General features: G+C 71.4%; 17 protein-coding genes, 2 pseudogenes and 1 riboswitch. Of the genes and pseudogenes, 8 read left to right on the forward strand and 11 right to left on the reverse strand.

Annotated features, from left to right (window positions below; genetic code table 11):
• Positions 1–83: 83 nt before the first annotated feature.
• Positions 84–572 carry a SanA/YdcF family protein gene (locus QUE44_RS07510; RefSeq protein ID WP_286213888.1) on the forward strand — a complete coding sequence of 163 codons (489 nt, stop codon included), beginning with the start codon at positions 84–86 and terminating at the stop codon, positions 570–572.
• On the opposite strand, the gene QUE44_RS07515 is transcribed toward QUE44_RS07510, so the two are convergent.
• Together QUE44_RS07515 and QUE44_RS07520 are read right to left on the reverse strand one after the other, a co-directional pair.
• Positions 535–984 carry a MarR family winged helix-turn-helix transcriptional regulator gene (locus QUE44_RS07515; RefSeq protein ID WP_286213890.1) on the reverse strand — a complete coding sequence of 150 codons (450 nt, stop codon included), beginning with the start codon at positions 982–984 and terminating at the stop codon, positions 535–537. The genes QUE44_RS07510 and QUE44_RS07515 overlap by 38 nt on opposite strands.
• A gap of 55 nt (positions 985–1,039) precedes the next feature.
• Complete coding sequence (locus QUE44_RS07520; RefSeq protein WP_286216717.1) at positions 1,040–1,489, reverse strand: MarR family winged helix-turn-helix transcriptional regulator; 450 nt, start codon at positions 1,487–1,489, stop codon at positions 1,040–1,042.
• A 93-nt stretch (positions 1,490–1,582) separates the two neighbouring features.
• On the opposite strand from QUE44_RS07520, the gene QUE44_RS07525 reads away from it, so the two are divergent.
• The 3 genes from QUE44_RS07525 to QUE44_RS07535 all read left to right on the forward strand — a co-directional run bounded on the left by QUE44_RS07525 (position 1,583) and on the right by QUE44_RS07535 (position 5,821).
• Positions 1,583–3,199, forward strand: a complete 1,617-nt coding sequence (locus QUE44_RS07525) for an MFS transporter (RefSeq protein ID WP_286213891.1) — start codon at positions 1,583–1,585, stop codon at positions 3,197–3,199.
• Positions 3,200–3,208: 9 nt separating this feature from the next.
• Positions 3,209–3,850 (forward strand): Maf family protein, encoded by a 642-nt coding sequence (locus QUE44_RS07530; protein ID WP_286213892.1) that lies wholly within the window; start codon positions 3,209–3,211, stop codon positions 3,848–3,850.
• Between the two features lie 192 nt (positions 3,851–4,042).
• Positions 4,043–5,821 (forward strand): acetyl/propionyl/methylcrotonyl-CoA carboxylase subunit alpha, encoded by a 1,779-nt coding sequence (locus QUE44_RS07535; protein WP_286213893.1) that lies wholly within the window; start codon positions 4,043–4,045, stop codon positions 5,819–5,821.
• Positions 5,822–5,849: 28 nt separating this feature from the next.
• Here QUE44_RS07535 and QUE44_RS07540 read toward each other — a convergent pair whose 3' ends face one another.
• The gene (locus tag QUE44_RS07540; protein WP_286213895.1) at positions 5,850–7,235 is read right to left on the reverse strand and encodes an NAD(P)H-quinone dehydrogenase; all 1,386 of its coding nucleotides are present in this window, start codon (positions 7,233–7,235) and stop codon (positions 5,850–5,852) included.
• A gap of 74 nt (positions 7,236–7,309) precedes the next feature.
• Between QUE44_RS07540 and QUE44_RS07545 the strand changes: the two genes are divergently transcribed.
• Genes QUE44_RS07545 through QUE44_RS14085 form a run of 3 tightly spaced genes read left to right on the forward strand, consistent with a single transcriptional unit; the run spans position 7,310 to position 9,836 of the window.
• A complete protein-coding gene (locus QUE44_RS07545) occupies positions 7,310–8,107 on the forward strand; it encodes a purine-nucleoside phosphorylase (protein ID WP_286213896.1) in 798 nt (265 codons plus the stop codon).
• Positions 8,107–9,684: a phospho-sugar mutase gene (locus QUE44_RS07550; RefSeq protein WP_350226810.1), complete on the forward strand. Its 1,578-nt coding sequence runs from the start codon at positions 8,107–8,109 to the stop codon at positions 9,682–9,684. The genes QUE44_RS07545 and QUE44_RS07550 overlap by 1 nt, the downstream gene beginning before the upstream one ends.
• Positions 9,685–9,686: 2 nt before the next feature.
• Positions 9,687–9,836: a hypothetical protein gene (locus QUE44_RS14085; protein WP_350226811.1), complete on the forward strand. Its 150-nt coding sequence runs from the start codon at positions 9,687–9,689 to the stop codon at positions 9,834–9,836.
• A 309-nt stretch (positions 9,837–10,145) separates the two neighbouring features.
• Here QUE44_RS14085 and deoC read toward each other — a convergent pair whose 3' ends face one another.
• Positions 10,146–10,817 (reverse strand): deoxyribose-phosphate aldolase, encoded by a 672-nt coding sequence (gene deoC, locus QUE44_RS07555; protein WP_286213897.1) that lies wholly within the window; start codon positions 10,815–10,817, stop codon positions 10,146–10,148.
• 76 nt (positions 10,818–10,893) lie between these two features.
• Positions 10,894–10,958: riboswitch (guanidine-III (ykkC-III) riboswitch) on the forward strand.
• 11 nt (positions 10,959–10,969) lie between these two features.
• On the opposite strand from deoC, the gene QUE44_RS07560 reads away from it, so the two are divergent.
• Positions 10,970–11,284, forward strand: a complete 315-nt coding sequence (locus QUE44_RS07560; protein ID WP_286213898.1) for a DMT family transporter — start codon at positions 10,970–10,972, stop codon at positions 11,282–11,284.
• Positions 11,285–11,304: 20 nt separating this feature from the next.
• On the opposite strand, the pseudogene QUE44_RS07565 reads toward QUE44_RS07560, so the two are convergent.
• The 7 genes and pseudogenes from QUE44_RS07565 to QUE44_RS07595 all read right to left on the reverse strand — a co-directional run bounded on the left by QUE44_RS07565 (position 11,305) and on the right by QUE44_RS07595 (position 19,138).
• Positions 11,305–12,374: pseudogene (locus QUE44_RS07565) on the reverse strand (adenosine deaminase).
• A 9-nt stretch (positions 12,375–12,383) separates the two neighbouring features.
• Entirely contained in the window at positions 12,384–13,397 is a 1,014-nt protein-coding gene (locus QUE44_RS07570) for a hypothetical protein (RefSeq protein WP_286213899.1), read from the reverse strand.
• Positions 13,398–14,710: pseudogene (locus QUE44_RS07575) on the reverse strand (thymidine phosphorylase).
• Positions 14,710–15,105, reverse strand: a complete 396-nt coding sequence (locus QUE44_RS07580; RefSeq protein ID WP_286213900.1) for a cytidine deaminase — start codon at positions 15,103–15,105, stop codon at positions 14,710–14,712. Before QUE44_RS07580 ends, QUE44_RS07575 begins: the two are co-directional and overlap by 1 nt.
• 3 nt (positions 15,106–15,108) lie before the next feature.
• Positions 15,109–16,419, reverse strand: coding sequence for an ABC transporter permease (locus QUE44_RS07585; RefSeq protein ID WP_286213901.1), 1,311 nt, complete (start codon positions 16,417–16,419; stop codon positions 15,109–15,111).
• The gene (locus QUE44_RS07590; RefSeq protein ID WP_286213902.1) at positions 16,416–17,627 is read right to left on the reverse strand and encodes an ABC transporter permease; all 1,212 of its coding nucleotides are present in this window, start codon (positions 17,625–17,627) and stop codon (positions 16,416–16,418) included. The genes QUE44_RS07585 and QUE44_RS07590 overlap by 4 nt, the downstream gene beginning before the upstream one ends.
• Positions 17,624–19,138, reverse strand: coding sequence for an ABC transporter ATP-binding protein (locus QUE44_RS07595; protein WP_286213904.1), 1,515 nt, complete (start codon positions 19,136–19,138; stop codon positions 17,624–17,626). The genes QUE44_RS07590 and QUE44_RS07595 overlap by 4 nt, the downstream gene beginning before the upstream one ends.
• Between the last annotated feature and the right edge of the window lie 108 nt (positions 19,139–19,246).

The following is a 19,246-nucleotide window of genomic DNA, read 5'->3' on the forward strand; positions in this document are numbered from 1 at the left end:
CCGCAGGTCTATGCCAGAGCATCGGCGCGCGGTCGCCTCCACCCGGCGAACTCGACGCTGCTGCGCCCGCCGGCGCCGCTCTGGTGCTGGGTGCGCGCGTATGGCCGGACGGACGGCCGTCCCGCTTCCTGCGCGAACGCGTCGAGGTCGCCGCCTCGCTGTATCACCGCGGGCTCGTGCCGCTGCTCGTCATGACCGGCGCCGCCCACAACCGCGAGGGTCTCGACGAGACGGCGGCGATGTGGCGCACCGCTCTCGCGCTGGGGGTGCCTGCCGAGGCGATCACGCTCGACGGCGCCGGCCACGACACGCGGGCGTCGGCGCTGGGCGCGCTCGACCTGGGGCTCACGGACGCGATCGTGTGTTCGCAGGAGTTTCACCTACCGCGCGCGATGTGGCTGTGTCGCAGCGTGGGGCTCGATGCTCAGGGTGCGCACGCGCCGGTGCTCGTGCGCCGCCACACCGCGATCGGATACGCGCGGGAGCTCCCCGCGACGTGGAAGGCCGCGCTCGAGATCGGCCGGGACGCCGGCCTCAGACGGGAACGCGGGTGCGGTCGAGCCCCGCGATGAGCTCGCCGAGGATGCCTCGCAGTGCCTCGAGCCTCGAGTCGTCGAGAGTCTCGAGCTGGTGGCGGCGCTGCGCGCGTGCCGTGCCCACGACCTCCTCCGCGAGGGCCCTTCCCTCCGGCGTAAGGCTGAGGCGGCGGATGCGGCGGTCGGACGCGTCCTCGCGACGCTCGAAGAGTCCCCGCTGCACCATGCGCTGGACGATTCCCGTCGCCACCGAGGGGTGGACGCCCACGGCATCGGCCATGTCGGTGGTCGTGCAGCCCTCGTCGGCGAAGAGGATCACGAGGGCGCGAAACTGATGCAGCGTGAGGCCCATGCTCGACACGGTCTCCGCGGTGCGGGGCACGCTGCGGCGCAGGAACGTCAGCAGGTCATCACAGGTCGCGTCGAGTAACGCGTCTCGATCGGTCACGCTGGCCCCCCACATCCGCCGTTGGCCGCCCCCGGCGAATCCCACTATAGCGGGGCTATTCAGGCTGTTTGTCCGAGTTCTCGGGCGCGCCCACGAGCGTCTGCAGGATCGCCCGCAACTGCGCCAGCTGATCGGCGTCCAGGAGGCGAAGGTGCTTCTCGTGCTGGCGCTCGGCGGCACGGACCACGTCGGCCACGAACTCCTCACCCTCAGCGGTCAGGCGGAGCAGCCTCACGCGGCCATCGTCGGGATCCGACTCGCGCGCGATCCAGCCGCGTTCGACGAGCCTCTGGATCACCCCGGTGGCGACGTTGGGGCGCAACCCCACCAGACGGGCGACGAGAGACGTCGGGCACGGCTCATGCGTGTGGACCACGAGCATCGTGCGCAACTGACCCAGGGTCAGGTGAGCGTCGTCGACCATGTCGGCCTGCTCGCCGATCGCGCGGCGCGCGAGCACGCCCTGCAGATCCAGGACCTCGCGCACGAGTCGGTCGCGCTCCATTCTCACCCCTTGATTCTACACTTCACGTGAACTATCCTGACCGCGTCCCCCGCGACGGTGCGGGCCCCACCCCCATCCTTTCAAGGAGCACCCGTGTCCGCACCCGACGCCGCCCGCGCGCGCCTCGACGACGCCCTGGCCGAGGGCATCTCGGAGTCCACCTTCCGCCGCCGCTGGGCCATCCTGGCCACGCTCTGCCTCGGGCTGATGACCGCGATGATCGCGAACATGAGCCTCAATTTGGCCCTGCCCGACATCGCCGTCGACTTCGAACTCACCCAGCTCCAGCTCACGTGGGTCGTCGAAGCCTTCGCGCTCGTGTTCGCGGCGCTACTCTTCATCGCCGCCGCGATCGCGGACCGCTACGGTCGCAAGCGCGTCATGATGATCGGCCTCGTCATCTTCGTGGCGGCGTCGATCTACGCGCCGTTCTTCGCGACCACTGGCGCGGAGCTCATCGCCTCGCGCGCGGTGATGGGAGTTGGCGGCGCCCTCGTGATGCCCACCACGCTGTCGCTCGTCAACGTGGTGTTCCCGTCGCGCGAGCGGCCCAGGGCGATCGCGATCTGGTCCGCCGTGGCGGGCGTGGGCATGATGATCGGCTCGGTGCTGACGGGCGTGCTGCTGCACTTCTTCGACTGGCACTCCGCGTTCCTGCTGGGGGCCGTGTTCGGCATCGTGTCGCTCGTCGTCGCGCAGGTGATCGTGCCCGAGTCGGTCGACGAGAAGCGCACGCCTGTCGACTGGGTGGGTGGCGCGCTCGTGACGATCGCCCTCGCGGGGCTGGTCTACACGATCATGGAGGCGCCGTCGCACGGCTTCGACGAGCCCCTCACGGTGGCCGCCGCGGTCGCCGCCGCGCTCGCCCTCGCGGCCTTCATCGCGTGGGAGCGCCGTGCGCGCTTCCCGCTGCTGGACCTGTCACTGTTCCGCCGGTCGCGCTTCACGCTGTCCGTGGTCTCGGTCACGCTGACGTTCTTCGCGATGATGGGCGCGTTCTTCGGCATGACCCAGATCTTCCAGCTCGTCATGGGGTACGACGCGCTCGCGACCTCGCTCGCGTTCATCCCCTCGATGCTGCCGATGATGATCATCGGGCCCATGATCCCCCGACTCGTCGAGAGGGTCGGCACGCGCTGGACGGTCGTGCCCGGACTGGTGCTCATCGCGGGCGGCTTCCTGCTGATGACCACGTGGCCCACGGTGCCCTCATACTGGGACTTCCTGCTGGCGATGAGCACCATCACGCTCGGCATGGCGATGGTCATGACACCCGCGACCAACCTGCTCATGGCCTCCGTGCCGCGTAACCGGTCGGGCATGGGCTCCGCGATGAACGACACCACGCGCGAGCTGGGCGCCTCGCTCGGCATCGCGGTGCTCGGCTCGATGATCGCGAACGCCTACACCGCGAACATCGGCGACGTCGCGGCCCAGCTGCCCGGCGAGGCCGCGCGCGTGGTCGAGGACTCGTTGGCCGGCGCTCTCGCCGTGACGGATCAGATGGGTCCCGCGGGCGCCGCGATCGCGGAGGCCGCGCGGGCCGCGTTCATGGACGCCAACCAGCACGCGATGCTGATCTCCGCGATCATCGCCGCCGCAACGGCGGTGCTCATGCTCGTGGCCCTGCCGCGCGGGGACAAGTCCCTCGCCGCCGCCGAGCAGGAGCAGGAGCAGGAGGAGGACGATGCCGTGGTCGCCGCCCGTTAGGCTCGCGGCATGCCCGTCCCCCTCGTGCTCGCCTCTCAGTCCCCCGCCCGGCTGTCGACCCTGAGATCGGCCGGCGTCGAGCCGCGGGTGATCGTGAGCGAGGTCGACGAGGACGCCGCGCTTGCGGCCGCGCGGGACTCCCACGCGGCCGCGGGCTGGGGCGAACTCGAGCCCGCCGACGCGGTGCTCGTGCTCGCGCGTGCCAAGGCCGAGGACGTGGCCGCCGCGCATGCGACCGAGGCGATCGTGCTCGGCTGCGACTCGATGCTCGAACTCGACGGCGACATCCTGGGCAAGCCCGCCGACGCCGCGACCGCGATCTCCCGCTGGCACGCGATGCGCGGCCGCACCGGCGTGCTCCACACCGGCCACTGGATCGTCGATGATCGCGAGAGCGGGACGGGAGCCACGCTCGGCGCGACGTCGTCGACCGTGGTGCGATTCGCCTCGCTCAGCGACGCGGAGATCGAGGCCTACGTCGCCACGGGTGAGCCGCTGCGCGTCGCCGGCGCGTTCACCGTCGATGGCCTCGGTGGCCCGTACGTCGAGGCGATCGAGGGCGACTATCACGGCGTGGTCGGCGTGAGCCTGCCCCTCGTGCGCGAGCTGCTCCTCGAACTCGGCGTGGCCTTTCACGACCTGCGCGCCTGAGCGCCGGCGCCCGGCACCACCCCGCCCTTTGTAGAGGCGACACAACGACCGGACCCCTGGCAGGGCATCGTCCCCCGGGACTTTGTACCTATCCCACAAAACGGGCCCGCCCCACCTGTCGCCCGGCACAGTCTTGGCCCGTGCCGCGCCCGGCGAGGCACTCCCCGGTGATGCCCGCGCTACGGTTTCGGGGTGACTGCCTTCTCCTCCGTCCTGGTCGCGAATCGCGGCGAGATCGCGGTTCGCATCATCCGCGCATGCGCCGATGCGGGCCTGCGCTCGATCGCCGTCTACGCGGATCCCGACCGCGACGCGCCCCACGTGTCCCTCGCCGACGAGGCCTTCGCGCTGGGCGGCTCGACCGCGCGCGAGACGTACCTCGACATCGAGGCACTCATCGACGTCGCGCGCCGCTCGGGCGCCGAGGCCGTCCACCCGGGCTACGGCTTCCTCGCCGAGAACTCTGACTTCGCGCGCGCCGTGATCGACGCCGGGCTCACGTGGATCGGCCCCTCCCCCGACGCGATCGACGCGCTGGGCGACAAGGTCAGCGCGCGCCACATCGCGCAGCGCGCCGGCGCCCCGCTGGTGCCTGGCACCCCCGACCCGGTCGAGACGGCCGACGAGGTCGTGGCATTCGCCACCGAGCACGGCCTTCCCGTCGCGATCAAGGCCGCCTTCGGCGGCGGCGGACGCGGCCTCAAGGTCGCCCGCACCCTCGAGGAGATCCCCGAACTGTTCGACTCGGCGACGCGCGAGGCCGTCGCGGCCTTCGGTCGCGGCGAGTGCTTCGTCGAGCGCTTCCTCGACCACCCGCGCCACGTCGAGACCCAGTGCCTCGCCGACGCACACGGCAACGTCAAGGTGATCTCGACGCGTGACTGCTCGCTGCAGCGCCGCCACCAGAAGCTGGTCGAGGAGGCGCCCGCGCCCTTCCTCACCGACGAGCAGAACGCGCGCCTGGTCGCGGCGTCCGAGGCGATCCTCACCGAGGCGGGCTACCTGGGCGCTGGCACATGCGAGTTCCTCGTGGGCATCGACGGCACCATCAGCTTCCTCGAGGTCAACACGCGCCTCCAGGTCGAACACCCCGTGACCGAGGAGGTCACCGGGATCGACCTCGTGCTCGAGCAGTTCCGCATCGCGGCGGGCGGCTCGATCGCGCACCTCGCGCCCGAGGTGCGCGGCCACTCGATCGAGTTCCGCATCAACGGCGAGGACCCCGCGAACGGCTTCATGCCGGCGCCCGGCCGCCTCACGACCCTGCGCTTCCCGAGCGGTCCCGGCGTGCGCGTCGACGCGGGCGTCGCCGAGGGTGACACCGTGTCGGGCAACTTCGACTCGATGATCGCGAAGGTGATCGTCACGGGCGCGACCCGCGACCAGGCGCTCGCCCGCGCGCGCCGCGCCCTCGCGGAGATGACCGTCGAGGGCATCCCCACCGTGCTCCCGTTCCACCGCGCCGTGCTCGACGCGCCCGAGTTCACCGCGATCGGCGGCTTCCGCGTCTACACCACGTGGATCGAGTCCGGATTCGCCGATGCCGTGGCCGCCCTGGCACCCGCGGCGCCCCAGCAGGACGAGGCTCCCGCGGAGGCTGTCGAGCGGGTGATCGTCGAGGTGGGCGGCAAGCGCCTCGAGGTCGTGCTGCCCGCCTCGCTTGCGCAGGCGGGCCGGGCTGGAGCGCGCACGGCGGGCAGGCGTCCGCTACGCCGCGCGGGCAACGGCGGGCCGTCGCGCGCCGCATCCGGGGCGACCCTGTCGTCGCCCATGCAGGGGACCATCGTCAAGGTCGCCGTGGCCGAGGGCAACACCGTGGCCGAGGGCGACCTCGTGGTCGTGCTCGAGGCCATGAAGATGGAGCAGCCGCTCACGGCGCACCGCGCGGGCGTGGTGCGCTCGCTCTCCGCGACCGTCGGCGCCGGCGTGACCGCCGGCACCGCGATCTGCGACATCGTCGACGCCTCCTAGGGGCCTCGCGTCCGCTGCTCCGCGCCCGCTACTCCACGGCGGTGACGCGGTGGAGGCGACGTGCCGCCTCCGACACGGTGCCCGTGAGCGACGGGTAGACCGTGAACGCGCTCGCGACGGCGTCGACCGTGAGGTGCTGCGCCACCGCGAGTGACAGCGGGAAGATGTGCTCGCTCGCGCGAGGGCCCACGACCACGGCACCGAAGACCTGGCCCGTGATGGTGTGGCCGAAGACCTTGACGAAGCCCTCGTCGATGCCGAGCATCTTGGCGCGCGGGTTGCCCTTGAGGTCCAGCCGGGACACCTCGTAGAAGATGCCCCGCTCCTTGAGCTCCTGCTCGCTCGCCCCCACCGACGCGATCTCGGGCACCGTGAAGACGTTCGAGGCGACCAGGTTGAGGTCGATCGGCGTGACGGCATCGCCGAGCGCATGCGCCATCGCGATGCGTCCCTGCGTCGCCGCGACCGAGGCCAGCGGCAGCACGCCCGTGCAGTCGCCCGCGGCGTACACGCCCCTCGCAGTGGTGCGGCTCACGCGGTCGACCTTGATGAGGCCGCGGGAGTCGACCTCGACGCCCGCCTCGGCGAGGCCCAGGTCCTCGGTGTTGGGCACCGACCCCACGGCCATGAGCGCATGGCTGCCCTCGAGCACGCGGCCGTCCTCGAGCGAGACCTCGACGCCGGCTCCCGTGTTGCGCACGGTCGACGCGCGGCCACCCACGACCGTCATGCCGCGGTCGCGGAACACCTGGTTGAGGTGCGCCGAGGCCTCGGGGTCCTCGTGGGGCAGGAGCCTGTCGCCCGACGCGACGAGCGTCACGTCGCTGCCGAGGAGGCCGTATGCCCCCGCGAACTCAGCGCCCGTGACTCCCGAGCCGACCACGATCAGCCGCTCGGGCACCTCGGTAAGGTCGTACAGCTGCGTCCACGTGAGCACGCGCTCGCCGTCGGGCTCACAGCCCGCCACGACGCGAGGACGCGCGCCCACGGCCAGCAGGACGGCATCGGCGTCCAGGGCATCGTCCCCGACCTCGACCCGCTGCGGCCCGGCGAGCCGCGCGCGGCCCTCGATCACCCGCACGCCGTCGCGCTCGAGCCGCGCCGCGATGTCGGAAGACTGCTTGCGCACCAGGGTCTTGATGCGCGCGTTGACGCACTCCATGTCGACGGTGAGCGACTCGGTGAGATCGCCGCCGTCGGGGCGACGGATGCCGAGTTCGGGGGCACGGCCCGCGATGGTGAGCCACTCCGCGGTGGCGATCACGGTTTTCGAGGGGACAACGTCGGTGAGGACGGCATTTCCGCCGAGACCCTGGCGCTCGACGAGCGTCACCTGGGCCCCTGCCTTGGCGGCCACCAGGGCCGCCTCATAGCCGCCCGGACCGCCGCCAACAATCACGACGCGAGGGGACATGCCTCCATTCTTACCGCTTCGCACGCCGGTCGCGGACCCCACCGTCGCCCGCCGCCGGGACTAGGCTCGTCAGCATGACTACCGCCACCGAATTCGCCGCGGAGGCCGCGGCCACGCTCGCCGCCGCGACCGGCGTCGACACGCACGACATCGCCCTGGTCCTGGGCTCCGGATGGGGCGGCGCGGCCGACCTCATCGGCGAGGAGGCGGGCCGCGTGGACGCCGCCGACATCCCCGGCTTCGACGCCCACACCGTCCCCGGACACCACCCGATCTTCCGTTCGCTCATCACGCCGAACGGCAAGCGCGTGCTGGTGCTCGGTGCGCGGCAGCACTACTACCAGGTGCGCGATGCGGGCAAGGTCGCGCACGCGATCCGCATGGCCGCCGCCGCGGGCTGCACCCAGCTGGTGCTCACGAACGGGTGCGGCTCGACGCGACCCGAGGTGGGCCCCGGCTCCGTGGTCCTGCTCGAGGACCACCTCAACTTCACGGGCGCGACGCCGCTCGAGGGCGCGACCTTTGTCGACATGAGCCAGGTGTACTCGCCGCGGCTGCGCGACCTCGCGCGCGGGATCGACCCCGAACTGCCCGACGGCATCTACATCCAGTTCACTGGCCCGCAGTACGAAACCCCCGCCGAGGTCCGCATGGCGACCATCCTGGGCGCGAACCTCGTGGGCATGTCGACCGTGCTCGAAGCGATCGCGGCGCGCGAGGCGGGCATGGAGGTGCTGGGCCTCTCGCTCGTCACCAACCTGGCGGCCGGGATCGGCGGCGACACGCTCAACCACCAAGAGGTGCTCGACGCCGGCCAGGCGGCCGCGCCCCGCATCTCGGCCCTGCTCGCCTCGATCGTGAGGGACATGTGATGAGCGACGTCATCGCACGCGCCGAGGCCTGGCTGGTCGACGACCCCGACGACACCACGCGCGCGGAGCTCGCCGCCGTGGTCGAGGCGGCGAGCGACGGCTCCGACGACGCCCTCGCTGACCTCAGGGATCGCTTCGCGGGCTTCCTCGAGTTCGGCACCGCCGGGCTGCGCGGCAAGATCGGCGCCGGCCCGAACCGCATGAACCGTGCCGTCGTGATCCGCGCGGCCGCCGGGCTCGCGCGCTACCTCACGGACTCGCTGGGTGTGCAGGGCATCGAGGGGCCAGCGCGCGTGGCGATCGGCTACGACGCGCGCCACGGCAGCTACGACTTCGCTGTCGACACCGCGGCGGTCATGACCGCCGCGGGGCACGAGGCGCTGCTCCTGCCGCGCACGCTGCCCACGCCGGTGCTCGCGTTCGCGACCCGCTTCCTCGATGCCGATGCCGGGGTCATGGTGACCGCGTCGCACAACCCGCCGCAGGACAACGGCTACAAGGTCTACCTGGGCGGCCGCGTCGTGAGCGACGAGGGTCAGGGCGCGCAGATCGTGCCTCCGCACGATGCCGAGATCGCCTCGCGGATCGCGGACGTCGAGTCGGTCGCCTCGGTCGAGCGCGCGGATCGCGGCTGGACCGTGCTGGGCGAGGGCGTCATCGACGAGTACGTGACGCAGGTCGCCGCGCTCGTTCCCGAGGCCTCGGCAGGCGGCGACACCGCCGCGCGCCGGGCCGCCACGCGCATCGTCCTCACTCCCCTGCACGGGGTGGGCGGCGAGACGGTCGATCGCGTGCTGCGCGCCGCGGGCTTCGGCGACCTCCACACCGTGACGGAACAGGCCGAACCCGACCCCGACTTCCCCACCGTCGACTTCCCCAACCCCGAGGAGAAGGGGGCGATCGACCTCGCGCTCGAGCTCGCGCGGTCCGTGGGCGCGGACGTCGTGATCGCGAACGACCCCGACGCCGACCGCTGCGCGGTCGCGACGCTCATCGACGGCGAGTGGACGATGCTGCACGGCGACGTCGTGGGATCGCTGCTGGGCGAGCGCATCGCGGAGCACCGCGCGCTGCTGCGCATGGCGCCCGGCTCGCAGGTGCTGGCCAACTCGATCGTGTCCTCGCAGCAGCTGGGCGCGATCGCGAGCCGCCACGGCCTCGCGCACGCGAACACGCTCACGGGCTTCAAGTGGATCGGGCGCACGCCGCGCCTGGTGTTCGGCTACGAGGAGGCGCTCGGCTACTGCGTGGCGCCGCAGCTCGTACGCGACAAGGACGGCATCTCGGCGGCCCTGCTCATCGCGGACTTCGTGGCGGAGCTCAAGGCGAGCGGCCGCACGCTCGCCGATGCGATCGACGACCTCGCGCGGGCGTACGGCGTGTACCTCACGTCGCAGGTGTCGGCCCGCTACGCCGATCTCGCGGAGATCCCGGCGACCATGGCGCGGCTGATGGCGGCGCCGCCCGCGACCCTCGCGGGATCGGCCGTGGTCGCGACGGACGACATGTCGGCGGGCTTCCAGGGGCTTCCCCGACCACGGGGCTTCACCTTGCGGCGGAGTCGGGCGCGCGCGTAATCGTGCGCCCGTCGGGCACCGAGCCCAAGGTGAAGGCCTACCTCGAGGTCATCGTGCCCGTCGAGGGCGACGATGTCGCCGCGGCTCGCACCACCGCGGCGGCCACCATGGATGAGCTGCGCGCGGACGTGACGGCGGCGCTGGGGATCTGAGCGAGGCGGGCGCGCGGGGCGCGCGGGGCGCACTGCAGCGGCGCCCCGCCTCCCCCGCCTCCCCCGGCTCCCCCGCCTCGCGCATAGCGTGGTGCGGAAATCCGGCCCGATCTCGGCTTCGCGCATCGCGTGGTGCGGTCGCGCAGGCGACCCGAGCACAGGCGACCACGCTGCAGCGAGGCGCGGCGGAATCGCACTAGCCGATGCGCGAGGCCCCGTTCCGCACCCAGAATCGCACTAGCCGATGCGCGAGGGGCGCCGGCCGCCCCGCCCGCGTCGGTACGGGATCAGTACAGGTGCCGTACGGGCTCAGTACGCGTCGGTCGACTCGGTCCCGTCGAGCACCGCGCGCGTGCCCGAGAGCCCCAGCCGGGTTGCTCCGGCCTCGATCATCGCGAGCGCGGTCGCCGCGTCACGGATGCCGCCCGAGGCCTTGATGCCCAGGCGACCGCCCACGGTCTGCGCCATGAGCTCGACCGCGTGCACCGAGGCGCCGCCAGCGGGGTGGAAGCCGGTCGACGTCTTCACGAAGTCCGCGCCCGCGGACTCCGAGGCGCGGCACGCCCCCACGATCGCGTCGTCGGTGAGCGCGGCGGACTCGATGATCACCTTGAGGATCTTGCCCTCGGGCACGGCGGCGCGCACCGCGGCCACGTCCGCCTCGACCGCGTCAAAGTCGCCTGCCAGGGCGGCGGCGATGTCGATCACCATGTCGACCTCGTCGGCGCCCTGCTCGATGCTCAGTGCCGCCTCGGCCGCCTTGACCGACGAGTGGTGCTTGCCCGAAGGGAAGCCGCAGACCGTCGCGACCGCGAGCCCCTCGGGCGTCTGAACCGGCAGCATCGACGGCGACACGCACACCGAGAACACGCCCAACTCGGCCCCCTCGGCGATGAGCGCCTCGACGTCGGCGGGGGTCGCCTCCGGCTTGAGAAGGGTGTGGTCGACGTAGCGGGCGAGCTCGGCGCGGGACAGGGTCATGACGTCTCCTGAGGGGGTCGGGTGTGCTGACACCAGCCTACGGCTTGCCACCCTCGCGGTCGCGTGCGACCCTGGATCGATGCCCCGATCGGGCACCGGACGATGAGCGACGTACCCGGCCACGCGACAAGACGACGCCACAGGAGTCACTCATGTCGTGGATCGTGCTGATCGTCTCGGGTGTGTTGGAGGCCGTCTGGGCCACCGCGCTGGGCCGCTCCGAGGGGTTCACCCGTCCCGTTCCCTCAGCGGTGTTCGTCGTCTCGCTCATCGCGAGCATGGCGGGGCTCGCGTATGCGCTCCGCGAGCTGCCCGTCGGCACCGCGTACGCGATCTGGGTGGGACTCGGCGCCGCACTCACCGTCGGCTATGCGATGGTGACGGGAGCCGAGCCCGCGAGCCTGCTGCGGATCGCGCTGATCCTCGGCATCGTGGCGTGCGTCGTGGGTCTCAAGCTGACCCACTGACGCGACGCCACGGGCCCGTGCTAAAGGTCGATCCCGTAGCCCTCGATGACGGACTCCGCGAGATCCGCGCGCTCGTCGTAGGGCAGGAACGCGCCCCACGCCGCGGCCAGGGTCGCCTCGAACAGGTCTTCCTTGGTCCAGCCGGCCTCGACGAGCACGCCGAACTCCGACGACATCGTCACGCCGGAGACCAGGCGGTTGTCCGTGTTGATGGTGACCGCGAAGCCGAGGTCGCGCAGCTCGTGCATGGGGTGATCCGCGATCGAGGGCGCCGCCCCAGTCTGGACGTTCGAGGTGGGACAGCACTCGAGCGGGATCTGCTGGTCGAGTGCGTGCTGAGCGATCACTCCATACGAGACCTCGTCCGTCCCGAAGCCGTCGATGTCCTCGTGAATCCGCACGCCGTGGCCGATGCGTCGCGCGGAGCCGAGCCCAAGCGCCTCGCCCACGGACGCGGCTCCGTCCGCCTCGCCCGCGTGGATGGTGACGGGCATGTGGTTCTCGCGCAGCAGCTGGAACGCCTCGCGGTGGTGCGCCGGGGGAAACCGAGCTCGGGACCCGCGATGTCGAAGGCCACGCAGCAGCGACCGCGGTTGTCGAGCGCGAGCTGCGCGATCTCGAGCGAGCGGTCGAGGTGGCGCATCGCGTCGAGGATCGCGGCCGCGCGGATCGCGTGCCCCGCCTCGAGAGCCTCGGACACGCCGTCCTCGATGCCGTCCTGGACCGCCTCGACCACCTGCTGCAGCGTGAGCCCGCCCGCGACGTGCTGCTCGGGGGCGTAGCGAAGCTCGGCGTAGATCACGCCATCGGCGGCGAGGTCGACCACGGCCTCACGCGCGATCCGGCGCAGGTTGTCCGCCGACTGCATCACGGCGGTGGTGTGGGCGAAGGCCTCGAGGTAGCGCACCAGGTCACCCGCGTCGGCGTTGTCGGAGAAGATGCGGGCCAGCTCGTCCGGGTCGGTCGAGGGAAGCTCGTGGCCGATCTCGGCGGCGAGCTCGATGAGGGTCGACGGGCGCAGTCCGCCGTCGAGGTGGTCGTGGAGGACGACCTTGGGCAGGGCCAGGATCTCGTTCGGGGTGAGGGTCATGCGCCCAGGCTAGCCGCGACGGGCCGGCACCGGCAGGACGAGCCATGCGGCGCGCGTCCAGTTCCCCAGGGCGGGCAGACGGCCCGCGTCGGGGCGCAGGTCCGAGTCCGACAACGGCAGGACCGCGCCGGCGCCAGGCTCGTAGACCAGGAAGCCATCCCCCATGTCCGCAACGAGCAGCACCACGTGGCGCGGGATGACCGTGGCGAGACCGAGAGACGCGTCCCCGGAGGTGAACATCGGCACCGGGATGCCGTCCGCGAGCGCCCGCCTCGCGTGCGCGAGCAACGGCGCGAGCGCGGCGGGAGACGAGTCGTCGACCAGGCTGCCGCGGAACCGCAGCCCGGCAAAGCGCGTGCGGTCGTCGACCTTCCACGGCGGAGTGCCCAGCGATCGCGGCCACGCGACGGGCCCCAGCGCGCTCGCGGTGGTCTGCGCGTGCAGCACCCGCTGGAGCGCATGCCAGCGCTCCTCGATCGTGAGCGTCTCGAAGCCCTCCGCCTCCGCGTGCAACGCCTCGGGGGGCACGTAGGCGCCCAGGGATCGTCCCGTCGCGACCCACAGCGCCACGAACGGGTCACCCGTCATGAGCATGAGGCCCATGACCGCGGCGCCGCATGTGGTCTGGTCGACCTGGCGCGCACGCACTCCCGCCCACATCACCGCACCGTCACCCGCCCCCGCGGGATGAGCGACGATGCCGCGCGACTCGGGCGCGAGCGTCTCCCACACGCCGGCGAGGGCCGCGACGGCGGGGATCGGGGCGCCCGACGCGACGGCCCTGTCGAGCACCGCGGCATCGGCCCCCATCTGCTCGTGCGCGACGCCGAGCGCCTTCGCATCGGCGGGACTCGCGGCCTCCACGGCCCTCGAGAACGCGCGCGCGAAGAGGCCCTCCGGCGCCGCCCCATCGGCCGAACCGGCCGTGCCACCGGGGCCGTCGAGGTCCTCCGCGGGGCGCCGGGGCGTGATCCGCAGCAGCGCGCCTGCGCGCGCCGCCGCGGCCGTCACATTCCAGGCCATCTAGCGGGTGTGAGCGCCGACGGAGTCGAGGATGATCTCGCGCGTGACCGAACCACCGGGGGTGATGTCGAGAGTGCCCGCGCCGTCGCACGCCTCCGCGAGAGCGGCCAGCCCACGAGGCATGCGGTCCTCGGTCTCGGTGTGCAGCGTCATGATGACGTCGCCCGCCTTGACCTCGTCGCCCACGACCTTGTGCAGGAACACGCCCGCGGAGGCCTGCACGGGGTCCTCCTTGCGGGCCCGGCCCGCGCCCAGGCGCCACGCGGCGATGCCCACTCCCAGGGCGTCCATGCGCGTGATCACGCCGTCGCGCTCCGCCCGCACCTCCTCGACGTGCGGCGCGGCCGGCATCGTCGCGTCCGGGTCGCCTCCCTGCGCGGCGATCATCCGTCGCCAGGCGTCCATCGCGCGGCCGTCCCTCAGCGCGTCGGCGGGGTCGACGTCCGTGACCCCCGCGCCCACCAGCATCTCGCGAGCAAGCGCGAGCGTGAGCTCGACGACGTCAGCGGGTCCGCCGCCGGCGAGCACCTCGACGGACTCCGTCACCTCGAGGCCGTTGCCGATTCCGCGTCCCAGCGGCGTGGACATGTCCGTGAGGAGCGCGGACGTCACCACGCCCGCGTCGGTGCCCAGGTCGACCATGGTGCGCGCGAGTTCGAGCGCCTGCGCGCGGTCCTTCATGAACGCGCCCGTGCCCACCTTGACGTCGAGCACCAGCACGCCGGTGCCCTCGGCGATCTTCTTGGACATGATGGACGATGCGATGAGCGGGATGGCCTCGACCGTTCCGGTGACATCGCGCAGCGCATAGAGCTTCTTGTCGGCCGGCGCGAGGCCCGAGCCCGCGGCGCAGATGACCGCGCCGACGTCCTCGAGCTGGCGCAGCATCTCGTCGTTGGACAACGCGGCGCGCCAGCCGGGGATCGACTCGAGCTTGTCGAGCGTGCCGCCGGTGTGGCCGAGCCCGCGGCCCGACAACTGCGGCACCGCGACGCCGCACGCGGCCACGAGCGGCGCGAGCGGAAGCGTGATCTTGTCGCCCACGCCACCCGTCGAATGCTTGTCCGCGGTGGGTCGCGACAGCGAAGAAAAGTCGAGCCGCTCCCCCGTGTTGATCATCGCCTGGGTCCATCGCGCGATCTCCGCGCGGCTCATGCCACGCTGCAGGATCGCCATCGCGAGGAGCTCATCTGCTCGTCCGCGACCACGCCGCGCGTGTACGCGTCGACGACCCAGTCGATCTGGTCGTCGGTCAGGGTGCCGCCGTCTCGCTTGACGCGAATGACGTCGACGGCGTCGTGGCGCTCGGCCATCAGTGCTCCTCGAGGTGTTGGGGCCCGAAGGCCCACGGAAGAAGGTCGTCCAGCGTGAGGGTGCCGTCAGGGCCGTCGATCAGCAGCCCGGGGCCGCCGAACTCGTACAGCAACTGCCTGCACCGCCCGCAGGGCTGCAGCGGCGCACCCGCGGCGTCGACGCACGCGAACGCGATCAGCCTGCTGCCCAGCGCGTCCGTGTGCAGCTTCGACACGAGTGCGCATTCGGCGCACAGCGTGAGCCCGTAGCTCGCGTTCTCGACGTTCGCGCCCGTGACGATCTCGCCGGTGTCGGTGAGGGCCGCCGCCCCCACCTTGAACGTCGAGTACGGCACGTACGCGCGCGCATTCGCCTCGCGCGCCTTGGCACGGAGGAGGTCCCAGTCGATATCCATGGCCTACTTCTTGTACGGCTTGCCCTCGGCGGCAGGCGGGCGAGCGTGGCCCACGAGTCCGGCGACGGCGAAGATGGTCGCGAGGTACGGCAACATCGCGAGGAACTGCGACGGGATCGCGGTGCCGACGATGCCGAACTGCTCGCGCAGCGAGTCGGCGAAGCCGAAGAGCAGGGCGGCGGCGAGCGCCCCCTTGGGGCTCCACCGGCCCAGGATCATCGCGGCCAGCGCGATGAATCCCTTGCCGCCCGTCATCTCCTTGCCGAACGCGAGGCCGTTCGCGACGGTGAAGAACGCACCACCCAGTCCGGCGATCGCGCCGCCCAGGATGGTGTTGCGCACGCGCGTGCGGTTGACCTTGATGCCCACGGTGTCCGCGGCACGCGGGTGCTCGCCGACGGCGCGCACGCGCAGACCCCAGCGCGACTTGAACAGCATGATGTGCAGCACGATCACGATGACGTACATGAGGTACACCAGCGCGTTCGAATTGAACAGCACGGGCCCGATGATCGGGATCTGGTGGAGCAGCGGGATGGGCAGTCGCGGCAGGCCGATGGCCTGGTTGAGTTCGGTGTTCTCGCGCAGGAGGGTGCCGAAGAGGAAGTTCGTCACGCCGATCACGAGCACGTTGAGCACGACGCCGACCACGATCTGGTCGACCCAGTAGCGGACGGCGAACAGCGACAGCGCGGCGCCCACGAGGGCGCCGGCGAGAGGCGCGGCGATGAGTCCCGCGTACGCGCCCAGCTCCCGCGAGCCTGAGGCGTTCGACACGTAGCCCGTCACGACCGCCGCGAGGAAGGCGCCGGCGAGCAGCTGACCCTCGATCGCGATGTTGATGATGCCCGAGCGCTCGCACAGGGTGCCGGCGAGAGAGCCGAACACGAGCGGAGTGGCCAGGAACACGGAGCCGATCAGCAGGCCCGTGATCTGCATCGACGTGCCCTCCTTGCCCGCACCGGCCCACGTGAGGAGCGCGGTGATCACGGCAAAGCCGAACCCGACGTAGAGGTACCACGGGATGGTGCGACGGTTCCATGCGAGCCAGAACGCCACGCCCGACAGCGCGAGTGCGACGACCGACAGCAGGATCGCCGTCGGCTGGGACGGCACGGTCCACGTGGAGATCTGGAAGAAGTCAGTGGACCGCGCCACCGCGAAGGTGGTCTCCTCGCCCGACGAGGTTCCGAAGCCCAGGAACAGCAGGGACAGCAGGCCCACGGCACCCAGCGTGATCGGCGCGCGCAGCTTGCGCGCCAGGACGGGGACGGCGGGTGCGGCCGCGATGGGCTCGGCAACAGTGGTGGTCACGCCGCCACCTCCTTGACGTTCGTCGGGGTCGGGAGCCTGAAGAGGAATCTCACGAGCGGCGGGGCCGCGATGAACAGCACGATGAGCGACTGGATGACGAGCACGATGTCCACCGGCAGGCCCGCCTGGACCTGCAGCGCGGGGCCAGAGGCCCGCAGCCCGCCGAACAGGATCGCCGCCATCACGGTGCCCACGGGACGCGAGCGTCCCAGCAGCGCGACGGTGATCGCGTCGAAGCCGAACGAGGCGGCGACATCGGTCGTCAGCGACTTCTCGGTGCCGAGGATCTGCGCGGAGCCTGCGAGACCCGCGAGGGCACCCGCGAGGGTCATCACCAGGATGTACGCCTTGGCGACGCTCATGCCCGCCGTGCGCGCCGCGGACGGGTTGGCACCCACCGCGCGGAACTGGAAGCCCAGCGTCGACCGCTCCATGAGCCACCACACGCCCGCAGCGGCCGCGAGCGCGATCAGGAAGCCCAGGTGAAGCGGGAACTGCTCGCCGAGGATCAGCGGATACTCCGCGGTCTCGTGAATGAGCGGCGACTGCGGGTTGTCCGAGCCGGGGCGCTGGAATGCATCCTTGGTGAGCAGGAACGCCACCAGGTTGAGCGCGATGTAGTTGAGCATGATGGTCGTGATGACCTCATGCGCACCGGTGCGCGCCTTGAGGATGCCGGGGATGAAGCCCCACAGCGCGCCACCCACGACGCAGCCGATCACCGCAACCAGCAAGTGGAGTCCCGCGGGGAGCTCCCACGTCCAGCCGATGAAGCCACCCAGCGTCGCGCCGATCACGATCTGTCCCTGCGCGCCGATGTTGAACAGGCCCGCACGGAAGCCGATGCCGAGGCCGAGTCCCGCGAAGATCAGCGGGGTGGCCACGGTGAGGGTCTGCGTGAAGGGCTTGATCTGCGCCGCGAAGCTGTTGCCGTTCGAGTTGAACACCGCTCCCTGGAACATCGCCTGGTACGCGCCCACGACCGCATCGCCGATGGCAGCGAACGTGTCGCCCGGCCGCGAGAAGAAGTAGACGGCGGCCTCGCGCACCTCCGCCGAGGCGATCACGATGAGCACGCTGCCGAGGATGAGCGAGGCGACAATCGCGAGGATGACGACGAGCGTCTGGCTCTCGACGATCTCCTTGAGCATTCCGCGCGCGTCGCGGTCCTTCTCCGGCGTGGCCGGAGCCTCCGTCGTGGCGCTCACGCGGCCTCCTCCTCCAGTGCGCCGGCCATCATGAGGCCGAGCGTGTCGCGGTCGGTGTCGGGCGAGACGATGCCGACGATCTTGCCGTGGTACATGACCGCAATGCGGTCGGCGAGCGCGACGACCTCGTCGAGCTCCGCGCTCACGATGATCACCGCGGCGCCTGCGTCGCGCTCCGCGACGATCCGCTTGTGGACGAACTCGATCGAGCCGACGTCGAGGCCGCGCGTGGGGTTCGACGCGATGAGCAGCTTGAGCTGGCGCGAGAGCTCGCGCGCGAGCACCACCTTCTGCTGATTGCCTCCCGACAGCGAGCCCGCGGTCTGGTCGATCGACGTGGCACGCACGTCGAACTGCTCGACGTGCTTGCGTGCCTCGTCAGCAATGACTCCGGGCTGCAGCGCGATGCCCTTGGCGTACGGCGGCCGGTCGTGCAGGTCGAGGATGAGGTTGTTCGCGATGGTCATCGTCGCGACGATTCCGTCCTCGGTGCGGTCCTCGGGCACGAACCCGATCCCGGCGTGGAGCACGTCCTTGATCGGCCGGCCCGTAATGACCTCGCCGTCGAGGCGCGCGATGCCCGCCTCGGGCTTGACCACCCCGAGCAGGGCCTCCGTGAGCTCCGTCTGGCCGTTGCCCTGGACGCCGGCGATCGCGAGGATCTCGCCCGCCTTGACGTCGAAGGACACGCCAGCGAGCTGCACCACGCCGGCCTCGTCGATGACGGTGAGGCCGTCGACCTCCAGCATCGTCTCGCCGGGTGTGGCGTCGGTCTTGTCCACGCGCATCGTGACGGCGCGCCCGACCATGAGCGAGGCCAGCTCCTCCTGCGAGGCGGTGGGCTCGGCGGTGCCGACCACCTTGCCGCGGCGGATCACCGTGATGGTGTCGGCGACGGCCTTCACCTCGCGCAGCTTGTGGGTGATGAGGACCACCGCGGTGCCGGCGTCGCGCAGCTGACGCACGATGCCGAGAAGCTCGTCGGTCTCCTGCGGGGTGAGCACGGCGGTGGGCTCATCGAGGATGAGCACCTGCGCGTCGCGCGACAGTGCCTTGATGATCTCGACGCGCTGCTGCGCACCCACGGGCAGGTCCTCGATGACCGCGTCGGGGTCCACGTTGAAGTTGAAGCGCTCGGAGATCTCGCGCACCTTGGCGCGCGCCGCATCGATGTCGAGCAGTTTCGCGGGCCCGCGCACGTCCTCGTGACCGAGCATGACGTTCTCGGCCACGGTAAAGGGGTGCACGAGCATGAAGTGCTGGTGCACCATGCCGATTCCCGCGGCCATGGCGTCTCCCGGTCCGGCGAAGGCGACGGGCTCGTCGTTGAGCAGCACCTCGCCCTCGTCGGCGTCGTACAGGCCAAACAGCACGTTCATGAGCGTCGACTTGCCGGCGCCGTTCTCGCCGAGCAGCGCGTGCACGGAGCCCGGCTCGACCAGGAGGTCGATCTTGTCGTTCGCGGTGAAGTCACCGAACCTCTTGGTGATGCCACGGAGCTCGAGTTTCACGGGCGTCCTTCCACGTCTTTGATGGTGTGTTTCAGAGCGTACTCCGGGGGGACGAGCCGGGGGCGCGCCACGGGGCTACCCGTGACGCGCCCCCGGGCCGTCGTCAAT

Origin of the sequence: Demequina sediminis (genome assembly GCF_030296675.1) — a bacterium.
GTDB classification, from domain to species: Bacteria; Actinomycetota; Actinomycetes; order Actinomycetales; family Demequinaceae; genus Demequina; species Demequina sediminis.

Bases quoted from the DNA above. Each gene is read 5' to 3' on its own strand.
- QUE44_RS07520 (WP_286216717.1), bottom strand. From the start codon at position 1,489: ATGGAGCGCGACCGACTCGTGCGCGAGGTCCTGGATCTGCAGGGCGTG.
- QUE44_RS07530 (WP_286213892.1), top strand. From the start codon at position 3,209: ATGCCCGTCCCCCTCGTGCTCGCCTCTCAGTCCCCCGCCCGGCTGTCG.
- QUE44_RS07540 (WP_286213895.1), bottom strand. From the start codon at position 7,235: ATGTCCCCTCGCGTCGTGATTGTTGGCGGCGGTCCGGGCGGCTATGAG.
- QUE44_RS07545 (WP_286213896.1), top strand. From the start codon at position 7,310: ATGACTACCGCCACCGAATTCGCCGCGGAGGCCGCGGCCACGCTCGCC.
- QUE44_RS07550 (WP_350226810.1), top strand. From the start codon at position 8,107: ATGAGCGACGTCATCGCACGCGCCGAGGCCTGGCTGGTCGACGACCCC.
- deoC (WP_286213897.1), bottom strand. From the start codon at position 10,817: ATGACCCTGTCCCGCGCCGAGCTCGCCCGCTACGTCGACCACACCCTT.
- QUE44_RS07560 (WP_286213898.1), top strand. From the start codon at position 10,970: ATGTCGTGGATCGTGCTGATCGTCTCGGGTGTGTTGGAGGCCGTCTGG.
- QUE44_RS07570 (WP_286213899.1), bottom strand. From the start codon at position 13,397: ATGGCCTGGAATGTGACGGCCGCGGCGGCGCGCGCAGGCGCGCTGCTG.
- QUE44_RS07580 (WP_286213900.1), bottom strand. From the start codon at position 15,105: ATGGATATCGACTGGGACCTCCTCCGTGCCAAGGCGCGCGAGGCGAAT.